An 18549-nucleotide genomic window follows, 5' to 3' on the forward strand; every position below is an offset into this window, starting at 1 on the left:
ATTGGTTTTCCTCGTCGCTTTGGCGGTCATCCTCATTTTATGCCAATGCGGCGGCGCGTTTTTTGTCAAGCGTCGGTATCCTGACATCCCACGCTCCAAGCTCATGTTTGCAGGGGCCTTGGTGGTGCCTGCACTGCTTTTGCTGCTCCTTGTTTTCGGCTTCGTCGAAGATGCCCTGCTGAACGATGACCCGTTGGACGACGCCCCCCAACGTTCTATGCTCATGCTCGCGATGGTTTCGCCTGTGATTTCCCTAATATTTGCTCCATCGGGCGCCATTGTGGGACGGTTGTTGCACCGTTTAGGACAGCCAGGCGCTGACAATCTGCCGGAGACTCCAGAATGACTTTCTCCGCCACCGTCCTGACCCTTTACCCCGAAATGTTCCCCGGTCCGCTGGGCGTCAGCCTTGCCGGTCGTGCGCGGGACGAGGGCAAGTGGTCGGTCGATACGGTGCAGATCCGCGACTTTGCCGCTAACAAACATCGCACGGTGGATGATACGCCTGCCGGTGGCGGTGCTGGCATGGTGCTGAAGGTCGATGTGCTGGCCCGCGCGATTGACCATGCGCGTGCCAATGGCCCCGAGGGGCGCCCCGTGCTGGCTATGACGCCGCGCGGGCGTCCGCTCAAGCAGCAGCGCGTGCGCGAGTTGGCGCAGGGGCCGGGCGTGATTGTGCTATGCGGGCGGTTTGAAGGTTTTGACGAGCGGATCTTTGAAGGCCGTCAGGTCGAGGAAGTCTGCATCGGCGATATTATCCTTTCGGGCGGCGAGCCTGCCGCGCTGATGCTGCTGGATGCTTGCATTCGGCTGCTTCCCGGCGTAATGGGCGCGGCTTCCAGTGGGGATGATGAGTCGTTCGAAAGCGGGCTGCTCGAATATCCCCAATATACCCGACCACAAGAGTGGGAGGGGCATTTGATCCCTGAAGTGCTGCGATCGGGGGATCACGGTAAAATTGCAAAATGGCGTCAAGCCATGGCGCAAGCCGACACTCGGTCACGCAGGCCGGACCTTTGGGATCGCTATGGTAGCGATCGGGGCCTGTCTGCCTCTGGCGCGCGGCAAAATGGTAAGGACTTGGGTTAAATGAACCTGATTCAGCAGATCGAAGCCGAAGAAATCGCCAAGGCTGGCAAGGACATCCCCGAATTCCGCCCCGGCGACACCGTTCGCGTTGGCGTGAAGGTGGTGGAAGGCGAGCGCACCCGCGTTCAGGCCTATGAAGGCGTTGTCATTGCCCGCTCGAACCGCGGCATCAACTCGAACTTCACCGTGCGCAAGATGTCGTTCGGCGAAGGCGTGGAACGCGTATTCCCGCTGTATTCGCCCAACACCGAATCGATCACCGTGGTCCGCCGTGGTGTCGTGCGTCGTGCGAAGCTGTATTACCTGCGCGGCCGCACCGGCAAGCGCGCCCGTATTGCCGAACGTCGCGATCCGCGCACGGCTGGCTAAGCCGAAAGGGACTAGTCCCTTTAGCCGTATTACGGAAATTCGTGAAAGGCGTCTCGGCACTGGCTGTCGGGGCGCCTTTTGCTTATGCATGCCATCCTTTTCCCGCTTTTTTGACAGGACGTCAGACCTTGCCATGCGCCACGCTGCTCTTTTGCTTGCCGCCACATTCCTTGGCGCTGCCCTCTGCGCCACTGTGCCAGCCTATGCCGAGCAAGCTGCTGTGAGCGCGCCTGTGGCCTCTTCGCTGACGCTGGAGCGGGTGTTTGCCAGTCCCTCGCTCAATGGCCCTGCGCCGCGCGGGGTGAAGCTGTCGCCGGACGGGCGCTATCTGACCTTGCTGCGTAACCGCGCCGAGGATCGCGAGCGTTATGACCTGTGGGGCTATGACCGCGAGAAGCGCGAATGGCGGATGCTGGTGGATTCGCTCAAGCTGTCCTCGGGCCGCAGCCTGTCGGAAGCGGAGAAGATGCAGCGCGAGCGCGCTCGTGTTGGCGATCTGAAAGGCATTATCAGCTATACTTGGGCCGCCGATGGCAAGACCATTCTGGTGCCGCTGGATGGCGAATTGTTTTTGGCGGGCCTTGATGGTTCGGTGCGCAAGGTCGAAGGCGCTGGCGCCGACAGCCTTAACCCGCGCCTCAGCCCCAAGGGCGGCTTTGTCTCCTTTGTGCGCGATCGTCGCCTCTGGGTGGTGCCGGTGGCGGGCGGTGCGCCCACGCCGGTTACCCCTGCCGAGGCCAGCGAGACGGTGCATTGGGGCGAGGCGGAATTTGTCGCGCAGGAAGAAATGGCGCGCATGGCCGGTAGCTGGTGGTCGGGCGATGACCAGCATATTGCCGTCGAGCGCTTTGACGAAGCCAAGGTGGGCATTGTCACCCGCGCGGCGATTGGCGCAACCGGCACCAAAGTGTTCGACCAGCGCTATCCTGCCGCTGGCACGCCCAATGCGGAAGTTTCGCTTTACATCGTCTCGCCCAAGGGTGGCGCTCCGGTGAAGGTCGATCTGGGCGCGGACCCAGACATTTACCTTGCCCGCGTTGATTGGGCGCCGGATGGGAAGGCGCTTTATGTCCAGCGTCAGAACCGCGCGCAGACGCAGCTTGATATGCTCAAGGTCGATCCGGCAACAGTCGCCTCGACCGTGCTGTTTTCGGAAAAGGCGCGGGAGAAGAGCTGGGTTAACCTGTCGGATTCCTATCGATTCCTGAAGGACGGCAGCCTGATCTGGTGGAGCGAGCGCGATGGTTTCGGGCATCTCTATCGTCTGGCCGATGGGCACTGGAGCCAGCTGACCCAAGGGCGCTGGATGGTGACCTCGCTGGATGGCGTGGATGAGAAGGCAGGCAAGCTGTTCTTTACCGGCACCAAGGATGATGTGTTGGCGCATCAGGTCTATGCGCTGGACTATAAGGCCAAGGGCGCTCAGCCCCATCGCCTGACCGAGCTGGGCTTTATGAATGCCGCCAGCGTCGACCGCAGCGGGCATACTCTGGTGGTCACCCGCAGCGGGCAGAACCAGCCTGCCCAGACCTATCTGGCCGATGTCAGCGGCAAGCGTCTGGCTTGGGTGGAGGAAAACAAGGTCGAGGGCGCGCATCCCTACGCGCCTTTCCTTGGCAGCCATCGCGCGCCGACTTTTGGCACGATCAAGGCTGACGATGGCAGTGATCTGCATTGGAAGATGATCACCCCGGTGATGGAGCCGGGCAAGCGCTACCCTGTGTTCTTTGAACATTACGGCGGGCCGCATAGCCAAGTGGTCAACAAGGGCTGGACCGGCGCCTTGGCGCAGGCGATTGTGGCCAAGGGTTATATCTATTTCGAGATCGACAATCGCGGCAGCGCCAATCGCGGGGTGGATTACGAAAGCCAGATCTGGCGCGCGATGGGCACGGTGGAAGTGGCCGACCAATTGGCGGGGGCTAACTATCTCAAGTCCCTGCCTTTTGTCGATCCGGCCAAGATTGCCACCTATGGCTGGTCCTATGGCGGCTATATGACGCTCAAGATGTTGGAGGCCAATCCGGGCGTCTATGCGGCGGGCATCTCGGGCGCTCCGGTGACCAAATGGGAATTGTATGACACCCATTATACCGAGCGCTATATGGGCGATCCGCGACAGGTTCCGCAGGCCTATCAGGCGTCCAATGCCATCGACAAGGCGGCGGCCATCCGCGACCCCTTGTTGCTAATACATGGCCTGTCGGACGACAATGTGGTGTTCGAAAATTCCTCCGCCTTCATCGCAAAGATGCAGAATGATGCGCGGCCCTTTGAAATGATGCTTTACCCGGGGCATACACATCGCGTAGGCGGGCCCAAGGTGAGCGTCCATCTGTGGAACTCGATTTTCGCTTTCCTGGCACGGCATGGAGTGACGCCGCCGTAATTAAACTGCCAGTTGTGTAATGCGGCTTTGCGTCTCAGGCCGCGTGAAACAGGGCCCTTGAAGGGCATCAGGAGTAGTACAATGGGTTATCGGGTAGTCGTCGTTGGCGCCACGGGCAATGTGGGCCGCGAAATGCTCAACATCCTTGCCGAGCGTGAATTCCCCATTGCCGAACTGGCAGCGGTGGCTTCGCCCCGTTCGCAGGGCACCGAGATCGACTTTGGCGAAACCGGCAAGAAGCTGAAGGTTCAGAACATTGAACATTTCGACTTCACCGGTTGGGACATCGCCCTGTTTGCCGCAGGTTCGGGCCCGACGAAGATTTACGCCCCCAAGGCCGCTTCGCAGGGCTGCGTGGTGATCGACAACAGCTCGCTCTACCGCATGGACCCCGATGTGCCTTTGATCGTGCCCGAAGTGAACCCCGACGCGATCGACGGTTACAAGGCGCGCAACATCATCGCCAACCCCAACTGCTCGACCGCGCAGATGGTGGTGGCGCTGAAGCCGCTGCATGACAAGGCGAAGATCAAGCGCGTTGTGGTTGCCACCTACCAGTCGGTTTCCGGCGCGGGCAAGGAAGGCATGGACGAGCTGTTCGAACAGAGCCGCGCGATCTTTGTGGGCGATCCGGTCGAGCCCAAGAAGTTCACCAAGCAGATCGCGTTCAACGTGATCCCGCATATCGACGTTTTCCTTGATGATGGTTACACCAAGGAAGAATGGAAGATGGTGGCCGAGACCAAGAAGATCCTCGACCCCAAGATCAAGCTGACCGCGACCTGCGTGCGCGTGCCGGTGTTCATCGGTCACTCCGAAGCGCTGAACATTGAGTTTGAAGAAGAAATCAGCGCGGCCGAAGCTCAGGACATCCTGCGCGAAGCCCCGGGCGTGATGCTGATCGACAAGCGCGAAAACGGCGGTTACTCGACGCCGGTGGAATGCGTTGGCGATTTCGCCACCTTCGTGTCGCGCGTGCGTGAAGACAGCACGGTCGACAACGGCCTGTCGCTGTGGTGCGTGTCGGACAACCTGCGCAAGGGCGCTGCACTGAACGCGGTGCAGATTGCCGAACTGCTGGGCCGCCGCCATCTGAAGAAGGGCTGAGCCTTTTTGAACGGCTGTAAGGCTTGAAAAGGCGCCGCTGGCGGGGTTAAGGCCCTTCTGGCGGCGCTTTTTTATGCGCGCATCAAGGAGCAAGGCATGAGTGAAGAGCTGACCACCGAGTTTTACCGTGGCTGGGCTGGGACGCGACTGGCTTTGCACCGGATGGGTAGCGGGCGGCCTTTGGTGCTGATCCATGGGCTGTTTTCCTCGGCCGCGATCAATTGGGTGAAATATGGCCATGCCGCGCGTCTGGCGGCGGCGGGGTTTGAAGTGATCATGCCCGACCTGCGCGCCCATGGCATGAGCGAGGCGCCCCATGACGCCACCGCCTATCCCGAAGATGTGCTGGTGACCGATGCCTTGATGCTGGCGCGCCATCTGGGGCTGGAGGCGGGCGGGTTTGACCTTGGCGGCTTCTCGCTGGGCTCGCGCACGGCCACCCGCGCCGTGCTGGCGGGGCTGGAGCCGCGCCGCCTGATTCTGGCCGGTATGGGGCTGGAAGGGCTGGCCGGTTGGACCAAGCGCAGCGCTTTCTTTCTGGATGCTATCGCCCGCTATGGCACGATCAAGCATGGTGATCCGGCCTATGTGGCGCAGCAATTCATGAAAGCGCAGAAGGTGGATCTGATCGCTGCCGGTCATCTGCTGGGCAGCGTGGATGATACGCCGCCCGAACAATTGGGCGATATCACGATGCCGACTTTGGTGATCTGCGGCGATGTCGATCAGGATAATGGTAGCGCGCCGCGTCTGGCGCAGGCTTTGCCCAATGCGCGCTATGTCGAAATCCCCGGCAACCATATGAGCAGCGTGACCCAGAAAGAACTGGGGCAGGGGATCGTGGATTTTCTGGCTTAATCGGTTCGGCAGCGCAGGGGGCGGTTAAACCCCCTGCGCGCCTTGTGTTGCTTAGGCTTCGGCCAGAACAGCGGGGCGGTTACGCCAGCTATCGGCATAGGCGTCACGCGCCACTTCCGAATAGGGCACAGGGGCTACCACCGCCTTGATTTCGGTCTGCACATGGGGCTCCACGGTGGGCTTGCGCGTGCCGCCATTGGGTTCGCCCCACAGCAGCGTCACTTCGGTACCCGGCGTGGCCACGCTTTCATCCACCATGGCCAGCGTCAGGAACTTGCCTTCATTGGCGGTATAGCCGATCCATGTCGACAGGCCGACCAGCTTGCCATCCTGCAATACCTGATCAAACGGATGCATGGCATAGACCGCGCTGGGATATTCCATGAACTTGGCGCGCTCGCCCTTGGACAGGGCCGAGGATTGCACGCGCATCACATCTTCGCCATCCAGCGCCAGCGTCACCTTGCGGCGATGCGGGCCAGCGGCCTTGGCTTCCAGCGCCTCACGACCGATGAAGTCATGGTCGAACTTCACAAACGGCCCATAGCCCAGATCCCACGGGGTCAGGTAATAGCCCTCGATGGATTCCGGCACATAAGAGCCGCCGATCGAGCATTTGGCCTCGTAGGAATTGGCCGAGAGCCATTCGCGATATTCGCGCATGGATTCGCCGGTGTAGATCGCGGGCAAAGGCGAGGGGATCCAGCCCGATTCCAGCGTGTTGGACGAATAGGTGCGCCCACCGCACAGGGTCAGGCCGTAATCCTTGCCCGCCTCGACCAGCGCGCCATGCACGGCAGCATAATCTTCCCAAGGGCCGAACAGTTCATAGCCGGGCTGGCCCGCCATGCCGTGACGCAGCGCGCGCACCTTGGCGCCGCCGAATTCCAGCGTGGTCATGTGGAAGAATTTGAGGTTGGGCGCTTCATAGCCCAAGGCCTTGGACAATACCGCCATGGCGTTGGGGCCCTGCAACTGGAAGCGGTAATTCTTGCGCTTGCCATCATTGCGCATGGCCCAGCGCTCGTCGCGCTCGACCTTCACGTCCCACTTGCCGGTCTGGGCGTGATATTCGATCCATTCGATCGTGGGAGCTCGGCCTACCAGATTGAACAGGTTTTCGGCCAGATAGAACAGGATCACGTCGCCGATTACATAGCCTTCGGGCGTGACGGGCACGAATTGCTTGGCGCGATCGGGCACAAAGCCCTTGAAGCTGTTGATGCCCAGATAGTTGAGCATGGCGAAAGCATCGGGGCCCGACACTTCCAGATCGACCATGTGATAGGACTGGTTGAACAGCACGGCGGTTTTCGCCCATGCGGCCTGTTCCACGCGCCAGTTGGAATATTCGGCCGGAACGCCCGGATAGACATTGGGGCCTACCTGCGCATTGCGCAGCAGCTCGACAATATCGCCGCTGGAATCCAGCACAGCTTGCAGGGATTGGGTCATGGTCTCAGGCTCTCCTCTTATATGGGATCAGGGGTGGATGTTCAGCCAGCGGGCGATGGCGGCGTTAAAGGCCTCGGCTCGCTCGATGGGAAGGAAATGGCCGGCCTCCGGGATAATCTCCAGCGTGGCGCGGGGGGCGGCATCGGCAATCGCCTGCGCCTGTGCGGGCGGGCTCCATGCGTCCAGCGCGCCGGTGCAGGACAGCAGCGGGCAGGTGATGGTGGGGAGCAGGCTTTCCAGCGTCGGGCGGCTTAACAGCGCCGTGATTTGGGCCTCGAAGGCAGGCAGGCCTTGCTCCGCCGCCATGGCGTGCAAAGGCGCATAGAGCGCCGGACGGTTGTCCGGCGCGATCATCGGCGGCAGCCATTGGTCGACTAGCGCGGCCATGCCTTGTTCGCGCCCCAGATCGCGCAAAGCATAGCGCTTTTCTGCCTCGCCCTGTGCCACGGGATGCGTGCCGGTGGAGACCAGCGCCAGCCTGTCGATTCGCTCCGGCGCCATGCGATAGGCCTCCAATGCCACCCGCGCGCCCATCGAATGACCCAGCAGCGCAAAGCGTTCCGGCGCCTTGTCCAGCAGGCGCTGCGCCATGGCGGCCAGGCTGTCGCAAGCGCCCCAACCGCCAAGGCATTGGGCCTGCGGAAAGGCGGCGGCCTGCGCGGCAAAGACCCGCGAATCGCAGATCAGGCCGGGCACCAGCAGCAGAGGCAGGGTTTCAGACATCATTGTTTTGGTACTGGCCTCGGAAAAATTCTCATTCGTGAAAAAATCATCTATCCGAAAAATACGACCTGCGCTAGAGGGGTTTCAACGGTGCAGCCAAATTCACGCGATGGGCTTGCTTCGGCATATTAGTATGTGTAGCTTACAAAATAATACGGCCCCATGCAGACCCTGCTCGATGGTGGACCGCAGCAAAAAGGGATGAGGACGATGGTGGCATTATCGCAAATCCACCCCAATTGGGAAAAGGCGCCAGACGGGATTACCGATGGCTTCTCGCTGGAAATCACGGCCAAGGATGTGGACAGTCTGCGCGCCGCCGCGCCGAATATCCCGCCGCAAACGCCGATTGCCGTCACCTTCCTGCCGGGCGAGGAAGCGCCTGCGCGCATTGCCGCGGCCAAGGCGGTGCGCGATCTGGGCTTTGAACCCATGCCGCATTTCTCGGCCCGCCGGATCACCAGCGAGGCTGAATTTGCCGATTATCTGGCCGCCGTGGTGGAAGGCGCCGGTGTTCGCCGCTGTTTCGTGATTGCGGGCGATCCGGACAGGGCGGCGGGGCCTTATGAGGATTCCAGCGCCCTGATCGCTACCGGCCTGTTTGAAAAGGCGGGGATCAAGGCGATTGGCGTGGGCGGCCATCCCGAAGGCCATCCCAATATGACCAAGGAGCAGTGCTGGGACGTGCTGGCCCGCAAATGCACCGATATTACCGCACGCGGCATGGCGCCTCTGGTAGTGACGCAATTCGGTTTTGATCCCGATGCGGCGCTGGAATGGCTGGGCGAATTGCGGGATCGGGGCATTGCCGCGCCGGTGCGGATCGGCGTGCCCGGCCCTGCGGGGATCAAGACTTTGATGCGCTTTGCCGCGCGTTGCGGGGTGGGGGCTTCGGCATCGGTTCTGGCCAAATATGGCATCTCCATCACCGCCCTGCTGGGCAGTGCGGGGCCGGACAAGCTGGTCGATGCTCTTGCCAAGGGGCTGGGCGAGGGGCATGGACCGGTTCGCCTGCATTTTTATCCCTTTGGCGGTTTGGAAAAAACGGTGAACTGGATCGCGCAATATCGCGCCAGTCACGGTTGAGAGATAGCGTGCCGGTGGCGCGCCATGCGTGCTGACCGGCGGAAAGAGCGGTCATAAGCACCGCCTTGGGAGAGAGAAAGGAAACGCTAAGTGAGCACTGTTTGTACGCTGAGTCTGTCCTGCGCCGACCAACCGGGTCTGGTGGCCCGCGTGGCCAGCTATCTGGCGGGCCGTGGTGGCAATATTACCGATGCGCAGCAGTTCAACGACCGGTTGACCGACCGTTTCTTCATGCGCGTGGTGTTTTCGCTGCCCGATGGCGATACGGCGCAGCAATGGCGTGAACATTTCGCCGAGCTGGCCGGACCTTTGGCCATGGACTGGAGCCTGCGGGTGAAGGACGAGCGGCAGAAGGTGCTGCTGCTGGTCAGCAAGTTCGACCATTGTCTGGGCGATTTGCTCTATCGCTGGCGCATTGGCGAGTTGGACATGGATGTGGTGGGCATTGTCTCCAACCATCCCAAAAGCGTGCTGACCACCTCGCTGATCGGCGATCTGCCTTTCCACCATCTGCCCATCACAAAGGACACCAAGTCGCAGCAGGAAGCGGGCATCAAGAAAATCGTGAACGAAACTGGCGCCGATCTGGTGGTGCTGGCGCGCTATATGCAGATTTTGAGCGATGACATGGCCGCTTTCCTGTCGGGCCGTTGCATCAATATCCACCACTCCTTCCTGCCCGGTTTCAAGGGCGCCAAACCCTATCATCAGGCCCATGATCGCGGGGTGAAGATGATTGGCGCCACCGCGCATTATGTGACCGCCGATCTGGATGAAGGCCCGATCATTGCGCAGGATGTGGGCCTGATCAGCCATGCGGACGAGCCCGACGATCTGGTGCGCAAGGGCCGCGATATCGAACGCCGCGTGCTGGCCACCGCCGTGCGTGCCCATCTGGAAGACCGCGTGTTCCTGAACGGATCGCGCACGGTCGTGTTTCCGGCCTAAGCGTGATGGACGCGCTGGCTGCGCTGCGCCCTGCGGTTTCTGCTGCCTATGTGGTGGAGGAAACCGTGGTTCGGCTGGACCGTTTCGAGGTGATGGCAGCCGTCGGCGTCAACCATGGCGAGATCGGGCGGCGGCAACCTCTGGTGATCTGGACCGAGCTGGGTCTGGGTTGCGGCGCGGTGGAAAGGCTGGAGGATACGGTCGATTATCGCGCCATTGGCGCGGCGGCCGAGCAATTGGCGCGCGAACATATCGATCTGATCGAGAGTTTTGCGCGCCAATTGGCCGTGGCCTGCCTGTCCTTTGGCCGCGAGGCAGGCGTGGTGCGTTGGGCTCGCGTGCGGATCGACAAGCCGGAGGCGGTGGATAATGGGTTGGCTTCGGTCAGCGTGACGGTGAGGTCGCTTTAACCGTCCATGCGCAACAGGCTGGCGCGGCGGAAGAGTTCCAGCACCACAGGGTCGCTTTCCTCTGCACGGATGGCGGCCTGAAATTCGATCCGCCCCTTGGGGCTGGGCCAGACGCGGGCGAGGCGGCCAGCGGCCAAGGCCTCCCGCGTCATGGCTTCGGGCAGCAGGGCGACCCCTTGGCCCGCGGCGACAATATCGATCAAGGTGCGGACATTGTTGCAGGTGCGGATGGCGGGCGGCGGGGAGGGGCGTTCCTCCATCGCGGCCAGCATCAATTGGTGCAAAGGCGAGTGGCGCGGCAGCGACCATACTGGCGGTTGGCTGCCCTGCGCCACGGCGGCGGCTGTAGCAGGCGCGCCCAGCCATTCCAGCGCTACAGCGCCAATCGAGGCGGTGCGCACGCCCGGACTTGCCACAGGCCCCGCCAGTAGCACCAGATCACAGGTCGCGCCCAGCAGGTCCTGTAGCAATTGCGCGGTCAGGCTGATGCCAATGTCCAGCGTGACACCGGGCAAATCGCGTTCCACCGCCGCGACAAATTCGGGCAGGCAGGAAGCCGCCGCTATCTCCCCCGTGCCGATCCGCACGATACCCCGCGCCCCCGACAGGCCATCGGCGGCCAAAGTGCGTTCCAGCGCGGCCCATAAAGGTTCGCAATCGCTGACCAATTGCCGCCCCCGCACCGTCAGCAGCATCCGCCGCCCTTCGCGCCGGAACAAGGGGTAGCCGATCTGCGCCTCCAGTTCGCGCACCCGCGCCGATATGGTGGGCTGCGCGGTGTTCAGCCTTTCCGCCGCCGCCGCAAATGTGCCAAGCCGCGCGATCCAGAGCAGGGTTTCGAGGTGGTAGAGGGCGATGCGGTTCATGGTTTGCCTCCGGCGGGCAAAGGGCGGGGGCCCTTTGCAATCCCGATATGGGGTTGGGTATTAAAGCTGCGGTTGCCTAGCCCTTCCGCGAAGCGGCTTTAAAAGCCTGCGGCGCTTCAACCATGCGCGACAATTCCATCTCAGCGCATTCCATTAATGGGATTGCAAAGGGCCCCCGCCCTTTGCCCGCCGGAGGCATAATTCATCACCATCCCCTATCAATAAACCAAAAAAACTATCACTAGAACACATGAATTTCCCGCGATAGGTTGCGCCGCAAATACAGTCCCAGCGAGAGGGAGTTTTATGGCGAGCAAGATTTACCCCAGTGCCGAAGCGGCGCTGGAAGGTTTGTTGCGGGATGGCCTGTTGATCGCCAGCGGCGGTTTTGGCCTTTGCGGTATTCCCGAAAGGCTGATCGATGCGATTCAGGCCAGCGGCGTGAAGGATCTGACCTTTGCCAGCAACAATGCCGGTATCGACAATGAAGGCATTGGCAAGCTGCTGCGCACGCGGCAGGTGAAGAAGATGATTTCGTCCTATGTGGGCGAAAACAAGGAATTCGAGCGCCAGTATCTGGCCGGTGAACTGGAGGTGGAATTTACCCCGCAGGGCACTTTGGCCGAGCGTCTGCGCGCGGGCGGTGCGGGCATTCCGGGCTTTTACACCAAGACGGGCGTTGGCACTCTGGTGGCCGAGGGCAAGGAAACCAAGGTGTTTGACGGTCAGGAATATGTGCTGGAGCAGGGCATTTTCGCCGATCTGGCCATTGTGAAGGGCTGGAAGGCCGACACGACCGGCAATGTGGTGTTCCGCAAGACGGCGCGCAATTTCAACGTGCCTGCTGCCACCGCCGGCAAGGTGACGGTGGTGGAAGTGGAAGAAATCGTCGAGGCGGGCCAGTTGGACCCCGACGCGATCCATCTGCCCGGCGTCTATGTGCAGCGTATCGTGCTGGGCGCGCCTTATGACAAGAAGATCGAATTCCGCACTGTACGCGAAAGGGAGCAGGCATAATGGCTTGGACTCGTGACCAGATGGCCGCCCGCGCCGCGCGCGAGCTGCAGGACGGCTTTTATGTGAACCTTGGCATTGGCATTCCCACTTTGGTGGCCAACCATGTGCCCGAAGGCCTGACCGTGACGCTGCAGAGCGAGAACGGCATGCTGGGCATCGGCCCTTTCCCTTATGCCGACGAGATTGACGCGGACCTGATTAATGCGGGCAAGCAGACGATCAGCGAGTTGCCCCATTCGGCCTATTTCGACAGCGCGCAGAGCTTTGCCATGATCCGTGGCGGGCATATTGACCTGACCGTGCTGGGCGCGATGGAAGTGTCGGAAAATGGCGACATTGCCAATTGGATGATCCCCGGCAAGATGATCAAGGGCATGGGCGGCGCGATGGATCTGGTCGCGGGCGTGAAAAAGATCATCGTGGTGATGGAGCATAATGCCAAGGATGGCAGCGCGAAATTCATCCCCGCCTGCACCCTGCCGCTGACGGGGCGCAATGTGGTGGATATGATCGTCACCGATCTGGCCGTGTTCCAGCGGCCCGACCATGACAGCCCGTTCAAGCTGGTCGAACTGGCCCCCGGCGTTACCGCCGAGGAAGTGCGCGCCAAGACCACGGCGCATTACGTCGATTAAGTTGACGGGGCCGGAGCGGGACTTCCTTCTCCGGCCCTTGGCTCTTAGGCAGGCGCCAGAAACGGCTGCTGGATCTGGATGAATTCCGACAGGTTTTCCGCGCGGCGGGAATGGTCCTCCAGATCGGGATAATCCGATAATCGGACCAGCGGCGCATAGGCTTCCGACAGGAAGCGCGCCACGCAGGCGACCGCAATATCATCATGGCCCGGATCGGCGCCAAACCACCAATTGCCATGCCGATCCGCGCAGTGGATGTTCAAGGCGTGCAGGCCGGTGATAATCTGTTCCTCGCATCTTGCGGCAAACCATGGGTCTACTTCGCCGCCAAACCGCTTGGTGTAGAAATAGGCGACCGCCTTGTCGGCAATGGCGGTGGCCAGCGCGATTCGCTGTAATGCGGCGCGGCGGGCGCGGCCATCCTGCGCGATCAAGGCGCGGTTGCGACCATGGGTTTCGTCCAGATAGTCAAGGATCGCGCCGCTTTCGGTCAGCACTTCCCCGCTGTCCAGCACCAGCGTTGGTACGCGTTTGAGCGGGTTGAACTGGGCGAATTTCTCGCCATCGCCCATCACCGAAAAAGGCACATGGTCAAAATCCATGCCATAGCGCATGAGGGCAACGCCCACGCGCCGGACAAAGGGACTGTCATATTGGCCGATGAGTTGCATCACGGTCATAAGCTCCTGTTAGAATTTGATTATTCTCCAAGGCCTGCGGCATTGGCAAGAGGTTTGCGCAGATTGCGCGATGAAGGATGCACGGGAGATGAAGGAAATGGCTCGTTCTTGGCACATTGGCGTGATCGGTGGTTCGGGGCTGGCCGAAGGGCTGGGGCTGGACAACGCGCAGGAGATTGCCGTGGAAAGCCCGTTCGGCGCGCCCAGTGGTCCGGTGACGCAGGGCTGGCTGGGTGGCGTCAAATTCTCCTTTCTGCCGCGCCACGGTCGGGGTCATGCCTTGCCACCTTCTGCGGTCAATTTCCGCGCCAATATTGATGCGTTAAAGCGTTGCGGCGTGACGGACCTGCTCTCGCTATCGGCTGTCGGTTCCTTGCAGGAGGCCTATGCGCCGGGGCAATTTGTGGCGGTAGACCAATTGATCGACCGCACGCAGGGGCGCGTGGGCAGTTTCTTTGGCCCCGGATTGGTGGCCCATGTCAGCCTTGCCGATCCGGTCTGCCCCCGCTTGGCGGAGCTGTTGATACAGGCCGCGCGGCAGGCAGGCGGGATGGTGCATCCTACCGGAACCTATGTCGCCATCGAAGGCCCGCAATTTTCCACCCGCGCCGAAAGCCGCCTCTATCGCCAATGGGGCGCGGATGTGATCGGCATGACCGCCTTTCCCGAAGTCCGTTTGGCGCGTGAGGCGGAGCTGCCCTATGCGATGTTGGCGATGGTTACCGATTATGACGCATGGCGCGAGGATGCGGCGGGCGTCGAAGCGGCGGAGGTCTTTGCGATCATGAAGGCCAATGCCGCCTTGGCGCGCGAAGCGGTGCGGGCCTTTGCCGCGCTGTTGCCGTCTGAACGCGTGGCCAGCCCGATTGACACCACGCTGGATACAGCGCTGGCCACCGCGCCCGCCGCGCGCGATTCCCGCATGATGGCGATGCTGGACGCGGTGGCGGGGCGGGTGTTGCGCTGATTATTTGTTGAAAGCGTCGGCGATCGAGCAGGATGCCGGACCCAGAATGACGATGAACAGCACCGGCAGGATGAACAGGATCAGCGGCACGGTCATGATCGCGGGCAGGCGGGCGGCTTTTTCCTCGGCGCGCATCATACGCTCGTTGCGGAATTCAGCCGACAGCACGCGCAGGGCGCTGGCCAGAGGCGTGCCGTAGCGCTCGGTCTGGATCATGGTGGTGGTCACCCCGCGTACCGAATCCAGCGCCACGCGATAGGCCAGATTTTCGAACGCCTGCCGCCTTTCGGTCAGGAAGGACAGTTCGATACCCGTCAGCGAGAATTCCTCGCCCAATTCGGGATAGGCGCGGTTGAGTTCGCGCGCCACGCGTTGAAAGGCAGCGTCCACGGTCAGGCCCGCCTCGGCGCAGATCACCAACAGGTCCAGCGCATCGGGCAGGCCCTTGCGGATGGCATCGGTGCGCTTGGTCACCATGTTCTGCACATAGATGTCCGGGCCTTTATAGCCGCCGATCACCATGGCGGCGAAGGCCAGAAATTTCTTGAAATCAGACCATTCGGGGAATTCATTCAGAGCATAGATGAAGATGGCCGCCGTGCCGCCCAGAATGATCGGCGCCACCATGCGGCCAAAGATGATGGCCACGGCCCATTCCTTGTTGCGGATGCCCGCCTGCGCCAGCTTTTGCTGGGCTTCGGCCAATTGGCTGTCCTGCAACACTTTCAACTTGTCGAGAATGGCGCGGATCGTGTCGGTTGTCTCGCTGCGGCGGACGATCGAGGTGCGCTTTTTGGGCGTATGGGCAACGATGCCCGCCTTCAATTCCTCGCGCCGCTCGTTCAACGCTTTCACGCGCTTGGTCATCGGATCGCGCACGCCCAGCGCCAGCCAGATCGACACCAGCATCATCGCGCCCGCAAATAGCGCCAGCAACGTGCCCAGCGTGGTGGGCTGCATTCCGAAAATCAGGGGGGTGGTTTGCATGGGTTCCTCTCCCCCGTTCAGATTTCGAAACTGACCATCTTGGCCATGATGAACACGCCGATGCCCATCCAGACCAGACCGCCAAGGCCGGTGATGATCAGGCGCGTGTCGACAAAGAAACCAGCCAGATAGAGCGGGTTCACCATGTAGATCATGAAGAACACCATGAAGGGCAATGCGCCCACGATATAGGCGCTGGCCTTGGATTCGCTGCTCATCGCGCGGATCTTCAACTTCATCTGGTTACGCTTGCGCAGCACGTCCGACAGATTGGCCAAAGTTTCGGCCAGATTGCCGCCCGTCTCGCGCTGGATGGCCAGGCTGATGCAGAAGAAGTTGAATTCAGGGATCGCCAGACGGTCTGCCGTTTCCTGCAAGGCTTCATCCATCGTGCGGCCAATGCGGATGCGTTCGGACACCAGCTTGAATTCCTCGCCCACGGGGCCGGGGATTTCGGTGGAGATGATCGAGAGGGTTTCCGACACGGGCAGGCCAGAGCGCAGGCCACGCACGATCAGTTCGATGGCATCGGCAAATTTGGCGTTGAAATCGGCGGAGCGCTTGGAAATCAGATAGTTCAGCGCCAGATGCGGAATGCCTGCCCCTGCGGCCAGACCGACCGCCAGACCCAGCGGGAGCGAACCGCTTTTGAGCCAAACCACCAAGGCCACCACCAGCGCAACCCCGCCGCATCCCTGCAGAAATTGCTGTAGGGTCCAGCCCTTGCCGCTGCGATGCAGGCGCTGGATCAGGGCGGCGGTGCGGCTGTTGGCATCGGCCAGCGCAGCGGCGGTGTTGCCACGGCGCTGGGACAGGGCCTTGCGCAATTGGGCCTCGGCCTTGGCACCGGCATCATCGGTGTGGCGCAGGCGCAGGCTTTGCAGGCGGCGCGCGCTTTCCTTGTCGGGAGAACCGCCGCCCATGGCCAGCACCACCAGACCCAGCCCTGCGGCAAGTCCAATGGTGATCAGCAAAAGCTGGAATATGTCCATGGCTGCTTATTGCCCTTTTACCCGTAATCCGCCGTTCACGCCGTTTGGGTCGCTTTTTCCTTGCGGCCCAGCAAAGCCTTCCAGTCGATCTTGCCCAGCAAGGATGCCTTGGCAGGCGTGCCCTGCATCCCGTCGGGGGCGGCATCCTGTTCGATCAGCGCGCGCACCGATTGGGCCATTTCGCGCATCACCGTGCCCGCCTTGCTGGTAGGATTGGCCTGCGCAAAGGTCTGGCCCAGCTTGGAGGCATGGACCGCACCCTTGGCGTCATAGGGCAGGGCGTGCAGCAGTTTGCGTTCGATCGAGGCTTCGAAATCGGCGCGGCTGATTTCATTGGTGCCTGCCAGAACCTTGTTGGCCACCACCATCACATGGGCATGGGGGGCGTTGGCTTTGAGCCAAGACAGGATGCGGATCGTGTCGCGTGCCCCCGCCAGTGTCAATTCGGTGGCCAGAATGACCACATTCACTTCACTCAACACATGAGGAAAGTTGATCAAGACATTGCGTGGAAGATCAATCACCGTCATCTCGAAGGCGTCACGGAACTCTTCCTGCAGGCGCAGAAAGGCCGAGCCATCGGTGATCAGCGGTTGATTGATCGGCGCCTCGGCCGATAGCAGCGAGAGATTGTCCTCCGCACGGATCATCGCGCGTTCGATGAACAGGCTGTCGATACGGGCGGGGTTCTCGATAGCATCAGCCAGCCCGCGCCCCGGTTCCAGATCAAGCGCCAATGCGCCGGTGCCGAAATGGATGTCCAGATCGAGCAAGGCGGTGGGGTGCTGGTGATCATGGGCAAAGATCCATGCCAGCGAGGTGGCCAGCGTGGAAGCACCCGACCCGCCGCGCGTGCCGATGATCGCGGTGGACAGATGCGGATGGCTGCGTTCGCCGTCGCGCGGCGCGGCCAGCACGGCCTGCGCCTGCAACAGCGAATCGCGCATCATCGAGGCCGAGAGCGGCTTCAACAGATAATCATGGATACCGCTGGCCAGCAATTCGCGGTAGAGACGCACATCATTGATGGTACCAATGGCGATCACGACCGTGCCCGGTTCACATACTTCGGCCAGCGAGGCGATATCGCCCAGCGGATCGTGGCATTCGGACAGGTCCACCACCAGGATGGTGGGGCTGGAGGTGACGGCCAGCGACTGGATCGCGGTGCGTAAGCCCCCCTTCAGGCATTTTTCCGGTGCCCAGCCAAAGTCTGCGGCCAGGGGGCGCAGCACATCGATGGTGGCATCGTCGTTGACATAGGCGGCAAAACTGTCGCGGTCGGGGTTGCGGCCGGGGCGCCATGGAGCGTTCATCGCTTAATTGCCTCCGCTTTGCGTCGAGACCTTGCGGGTCAGCGTGCCACCTTCGCCGGTGGGCTTGGCCGCGCGATAGGCGTCGATCGCCTTGTTGCTGGTCATCACCACGGTCTGGCCCTTGCCGCGTGCGCCCGAAACCAGATGTTCCGGATCGGCGACCATCGCGGCCAGATTGCCATTCACCGCGCAGCCGAAATTGGTGCTGGTGGCATTGTGGGGGTTAAACTCGGCATTGGCGTTCCAGTCCGGGCAGCCGGGCACGCTGGCGGCGGCGCGGGTCAGCACCACGCGGGCGCTGCCTGCCTGCACAAAGCCTTCGTGGACGGCGGGCTGGCGGTTGATGGCAATACCGCGCCTCGCGGCCACATCGGCCACAGCGGCCAGCACGGCTTCGCTGTGCAAGGGATCATCCACGGCAATACGGTCGCCATAACGCAGGTTCATCGCCTCGAACCAGCCATCCAGACGCTTGGCCTCGCCAGCGGAAAGGCCGCCTGGGCCCGTGGTCAGATCCAGCGCATAGGCATTATGCGTCACGACCGGCTGGTGGACGCTGGTCAAGGCTCGGTTGGTGGGCAGGCCGCCACAGGCAGCCAGCATCAGCGGGAGGGCCAGAACGAGAAGGGAGGATTTGCGGTGGGCCATGCTGGTC

At 61.8% G+C, this 18549-nt stretch carries 20 protein-coding genes; 12 read left to right on the forward strand and 8 right to left on the reverse strand.

Annotated elements, in window-relative coordinates; genetic code table 11:
• The first annotated feature begins 1 nt into the window (after position 1).
• From EOE18_RS14300 to EOE18_RS14325, 6 genes are all read left to right on the forward strand, one after another.
• Positions 2-346, forward strand: coding sequence for a hypothetical protein (locus tag EOE18_RS14300; protein ID WP_127710714.1), 345 nt, complete (start codon positions 2-4; stop codon positions 344-346).
• Complete coding sequence (gene trmD / locus EOE18_RS14305) at positions 343-1089, forward strand: tRNA (guanosine(37)-N1)-methyltransferase TrmD (protein WP_127710716.1); 747 nt, start codon at positions 343-345, stop codon at positions 1087-1089. Before EOE18_RS14300 ends, trmD begins: the two co-directional genes overlap by 4 nt.
• Entirely contained in the window at positions 1090-1458 is a 369-nt protein-coding gene (rplS, locus tag EOE18_RS14310; RefSeq protein WP_127710718.1) for a 50S ribosomal protein L19, read from the forward strand.
• Positions 1459-1591: 133 nt separating this feature from the next.
• Positions 1592-3847, forward strand: a complete 2256-nt coding sequence (locus EOE18_RS14315; protein WP_127710719.1) for a S9 family peptidase — start codon at positions 1592-1594, stop codon at positions 3845-3847.
• Between the two features lie 81 nt (positions 3848-3928).
• Positions 3929-4954, forward strand: coding sequence for an aspartate-semialdehyde dehydrogenase (locus tag EOE18_RS14320; protein ID WP_127710721.1), 1026 nt, complete (start codon positions 3929-3931; stop codon positions 4952-4954).
• A gap of 96 nt (positions 4955-5050) precedes the next feature.
• Positions 5051-5812, forward strand: a complete 762-nt coding sequence (locus tag EOE18_RS14325; RefSeq protein ID WP_127710723.1) for an alpha/beta fold hydrolase — start codon at positions 5051-5053, stop codon at positions 5810-5812.
• A 51-nt stretch (positions 5813-5863) separates the two neighbouring features.
• On the opposite strand, the gene desA is transcribed toward EOE18_RS14325, so the two are convergent.
• Complete coding sequence (desA, locus tag EOE18_RS14330; protein ID WP_127710725.1) at positions 5864-7267, reverse strand: syringate O-demethylase; 1404 nt, start codon at positions 7265-7267, stop codon at positions 5864-5866.
• A gap of 27 nt (positions 7268-7294) precedes the next feature.
• The gene (locus tag EOE18_RS14335) at positions 7295-7993 is read right to left on the reverse strand and encodes an alpha/beta fold hydrolase (RefSeq protein ID WP_127710727.1); all 699 of its coding nucleotides are present in this window, start codon (positions 7991-7993) and stop codon (positions 7295-7297) included.
• 210 nt (positions 7994-8203) lie between these two features.
• On the opposite strand from EOE18_RS14335, the gene EOE18_RS14340 reads away from it, so the two are divergent.
• The 3 genes from EOE18_RS14340 (at position 8204) to EOE18_RS14350 (ending at position 10434) form a co-directional block, all read left to right on the forward strand.
• Positions 8204-9076, forward strand: a complete 873-nt coding sequence (locus tag EOE18_RS14340; protein ID WP_164852772.1) for a methylenetetrahydrofolate reductase — start codon at positions 8204-8206, stop codon at positions 9074-9076.
• Positions 9077-9166: 90 nt separating this feature from the next.
• The gene (gene purU / locus EOE18_RS14345; RefSeq protein ID WP_127710731.1) at positions 9167-10024 is read left to right on the forward strand and encodes a formyltetrahydrofolate deformylase; all 858 of its coding nucleotides are present in this window, start codon (positions 9167-9169) and stop codon (positions 10022-10024) included.
• 5 nt (positions 10025-10029) lie between these two features.
• Positions 10030-10434 carry a dihydroneopterin aldolase gene (locus tag EOE18_RS14350; RefSeq protein WP_127710733.1) on the forward strand — a complete coding sequence of 135 codons (405 nt, stop codon included), beginning with the start codon at positions 10030-10032 and terminating at the stop codon, positions 10432-10434.
• On the opposite strand, the gene EOE18_RS14355 is transcribed toward EOE18_RS14350, so the two are convergent.
• A complete protein-coding gene (locus EOE18_RS14355; RefSeq protein WP_127710735.1) occupies positions 10431-11300 on the reverse strand; it encodes a LysR family transcriptional regulator in 870 nt (289 codons plus the stop codon). The genes EOE18_RS14350 and EOE18_RS14355 overlap by 4 nt on opposite strands.
• Before the next feature lie 306 nt (positions 11301-11606).
• Between EOE18_RS14355 and EOE18_RS14360 the strand changes: the two genes are divergently transcribed.
• Both EOE18_RS14360 and EOE18_RS14365 read left to right on the forward strand, forming a co-directional pair.
• Complete coding sequence (locus EOE18_RS14360; RefSeq protein ID WP_127710737.1) at positions 11607-12317, forward strand: CoA transferase subunit A; 711 nt, start codon at positions 11607-11609, stop codon at positions 12315-12317.
• On the forward strand, positions 12317-12952 hold the full coding sequence (locus EOE18_RS14365; RefSeq protein ID WP_127710739.1) for a CoA transferase subunit B: 636 nt from the start codon (positions 12317-12319) through the stop codon (positions 12950-12952). Before EOE18_RS14360 ends, EOE18_RS14365 begins: the two co-directional genes overlap by 1 nt.
• 44 nt (positions 12953-12996) lie before the next feature.
• Here the strand turns inward: EOE18_RS14365 and EOE18_RS14370 are convergent, their stop codons facing one another.
• A complete protein-coding gene (locus tag EOE18_RS14370; protein WP_127710870.1) occupies positions 12997-13623 on the reverse strand; it encodes a glutathione S-transferase family protein in 627 nt (208 codons plus the stop codon).
• A gap of 106 nt (positions 13624-13729) precedes the next feature.
• Between EOE18_RS14370 and mtnP the strand changes: the two genes are divergently transcribed.
• Positions 13730-14599 (forward strand): S-methyl-5'-thioadenosine phosphorylase, encoded by an 870-nt coding sequence (gene mtnP / locus EOE18_RS14375; protein WP_127710741.1) that lies wholly within the window; start codon positions 13730-13732, stop codon positions 14597-14599.
• Here the strand turns inward: mtnP and EOE18_RS14380 are convergent, their stop codons facing one another.
• The 4 genes from EOE18_RS14380 to EOE18_RS14395 are packed head-to-tail and all read right to left on the reverse strand — an operon-like array spanning position 14600 to position 18542.
• The gene (locus EOE18_RS14380) at positions 14600-15586 is read right to left on the reverse strand and encodes a type II secretion system F family protein (protein ID WP_127710743.1); all 987 of its coding nucleotides are present in this window, start codon (positions 15584-15586) and stop codon (positions 14600-14602) included.
• 17 nt (positions 15587-15603) lie between these two features.
• Positions 15604-16578, reverse strand: coding sequence for a type II secretion system F family protein (locus EOE18_RS14385; RefSeq protein ID WP_127710745.1), 975 nt, complete (start codon positions 16576-16578; stop codon positions 15604-15606).
• A gap of 35 nt (positions 16579-16613) precedes the next feature.
• Positions 16614-17894: a pilus assembly protein CpaE gene (locus EOE18_RS14390; RefSeq protein WP_127710747.1), complete on the reverse strand. Its 1281-nt coding sequence runs from the start codon at positions 17892-17894 to the stop codon at positions 16614-16616.
• Positions 17895-17897: 3 nt separating this feature from the next.
• Complete coding sequence (locus tag EOE18_RS14395) at positions 17898-18542, reverse strand: CpaD family pilus assembly protein (RefSeq protein WP_127710749.1); 645 nt, start codon at positions 18540-18542, stop codon at positions 17898-17900.
• Positions 18543-18549 lie beyond the last annotated feature (7 nt).

Source organism: Novosphingobium umbonatum (assembly GCF_004005905.1).
In the GTDB taxonomy this organism is placed as follows: Bacteria; Pseudomonadota; Alphaproteobacteria; order Sphingomonadales; family Sphingomonadaceae; genus Novosphingobium; species Novosphingobium umbonatum.

Coding starts and splice junctions, on each gene's coding strand:
- EOE18_RS14350 (WP_127710733.1), top strand. CDS start 10,030: ATGGACGCGCTGGCTGCGCTGCGCCCTGCGGTTTCTGCTGCCTATGTG.
- EOE18_RS14335 (WP_127710727.1), bottom strand. CDS start 7,993: ATGATGTCTGAAACCCTGCCTCTGCTGCTGGTGCCCGGCCTGATCTGC.
- mtnP (WP_127710741.1), top strand. CDS start 13,730: ATGGCTCGTTCTTGGCACATTGGCGTGATCGGTGGTTCGGGGCTGGCC.
- desA (WP_127710725.1), bottom strand. CDS start 7,267: ATGACCCAATCCCTGCAAGCTGTGCTGGATTCCAGCGGCGATATTGTC.
- EOE18_RS14380 (WP_127710743.1), bottom strand. CDS start 15,586: ATGCAAACCACCCCCCTGATTTTCGGAATGCAGCCCACCACGCTGGGC.
- trmD (WP_127710716.1), top strand. CDS start 343: ATGACTTTCTCCGCCACCGTCCTGACCCTTTACCCCGAAATGTTCCCC.
- EOE18_RS14360 (WP_127710737.1), top strand. CDS start 11,607: ATGGCGAGCAAGATTTACCCCAGTGCCGAAGCGGCGCTGGAAGGTTTG.
- EOE18_RS14315 (WP_127710719.1), top strand. CDS start 1,592: ATGCGCCACGCTGCTCTTTTGCTTGCCGCCACATTCCTTGGCGCTGCC.
- EOE18_RS14385 (WP_127710745.1), bottom strand. CDS start 16,578: ATGGACATATTCCAGCTTTTGCTGATCACCATTGGACTTGCCGCAGGG.
- EOE18_RS14365 (WP_127710739.1), top strand. CDS start 12,317: ATGGCTTGGACTCGTGACCAGATGGCCGCCCGCGCCGCGCGCGAGCTG.
- EOE18_RS14355 (WP_127710735.1), bottom strand. CDS start 11,300: ATGAACCGCATCGCCCTCTACCACCTCGAAACCCTGCTCTGGATCGCG.
- EOE18_RS14395 (WP_127710749.1), bottom strand. CDS start 18,542: ATGGCCCACCGCAAATCCTCCCTTCTCGTTCTGGCCCTCCCGCTGATG.
- EOE18_RS14370 (WP_127710870.1), bottom strand. CDS start 13,623: ATGCAACTCATCGGCCAATATGACAGTCCCTTTGTCCGGCGCGTGGGC.
- rplS (WP_127710718.1), top strand. CDS start 1,090: ATGAACCTGATTCAGCAGATCGAAGCCGAAGAAATCGCCAAGGCTGGC.
- EOE18_RS14390 (WP_127710747.1), bottom strand. CDS start 17,894: ATGAACGCTCCATGGCGCCCCGGCCGCAACCCCGACCGCGACAGTTTT.
- EOE18_RS14325 (WP_127710723.1), top strand. CDS start 5,051: ATGAGTGAAGAGCTGACCACCGAGTTTTACCGTGGCTGGGCTGGGACG.
- EOE18_RS14320 (WP_127710721.1), top strand. CDS start 3,929: ATGGGTTATCGGGTAGTCGTCGTTGGCGCCACGGGCAATGTGGGCCGC.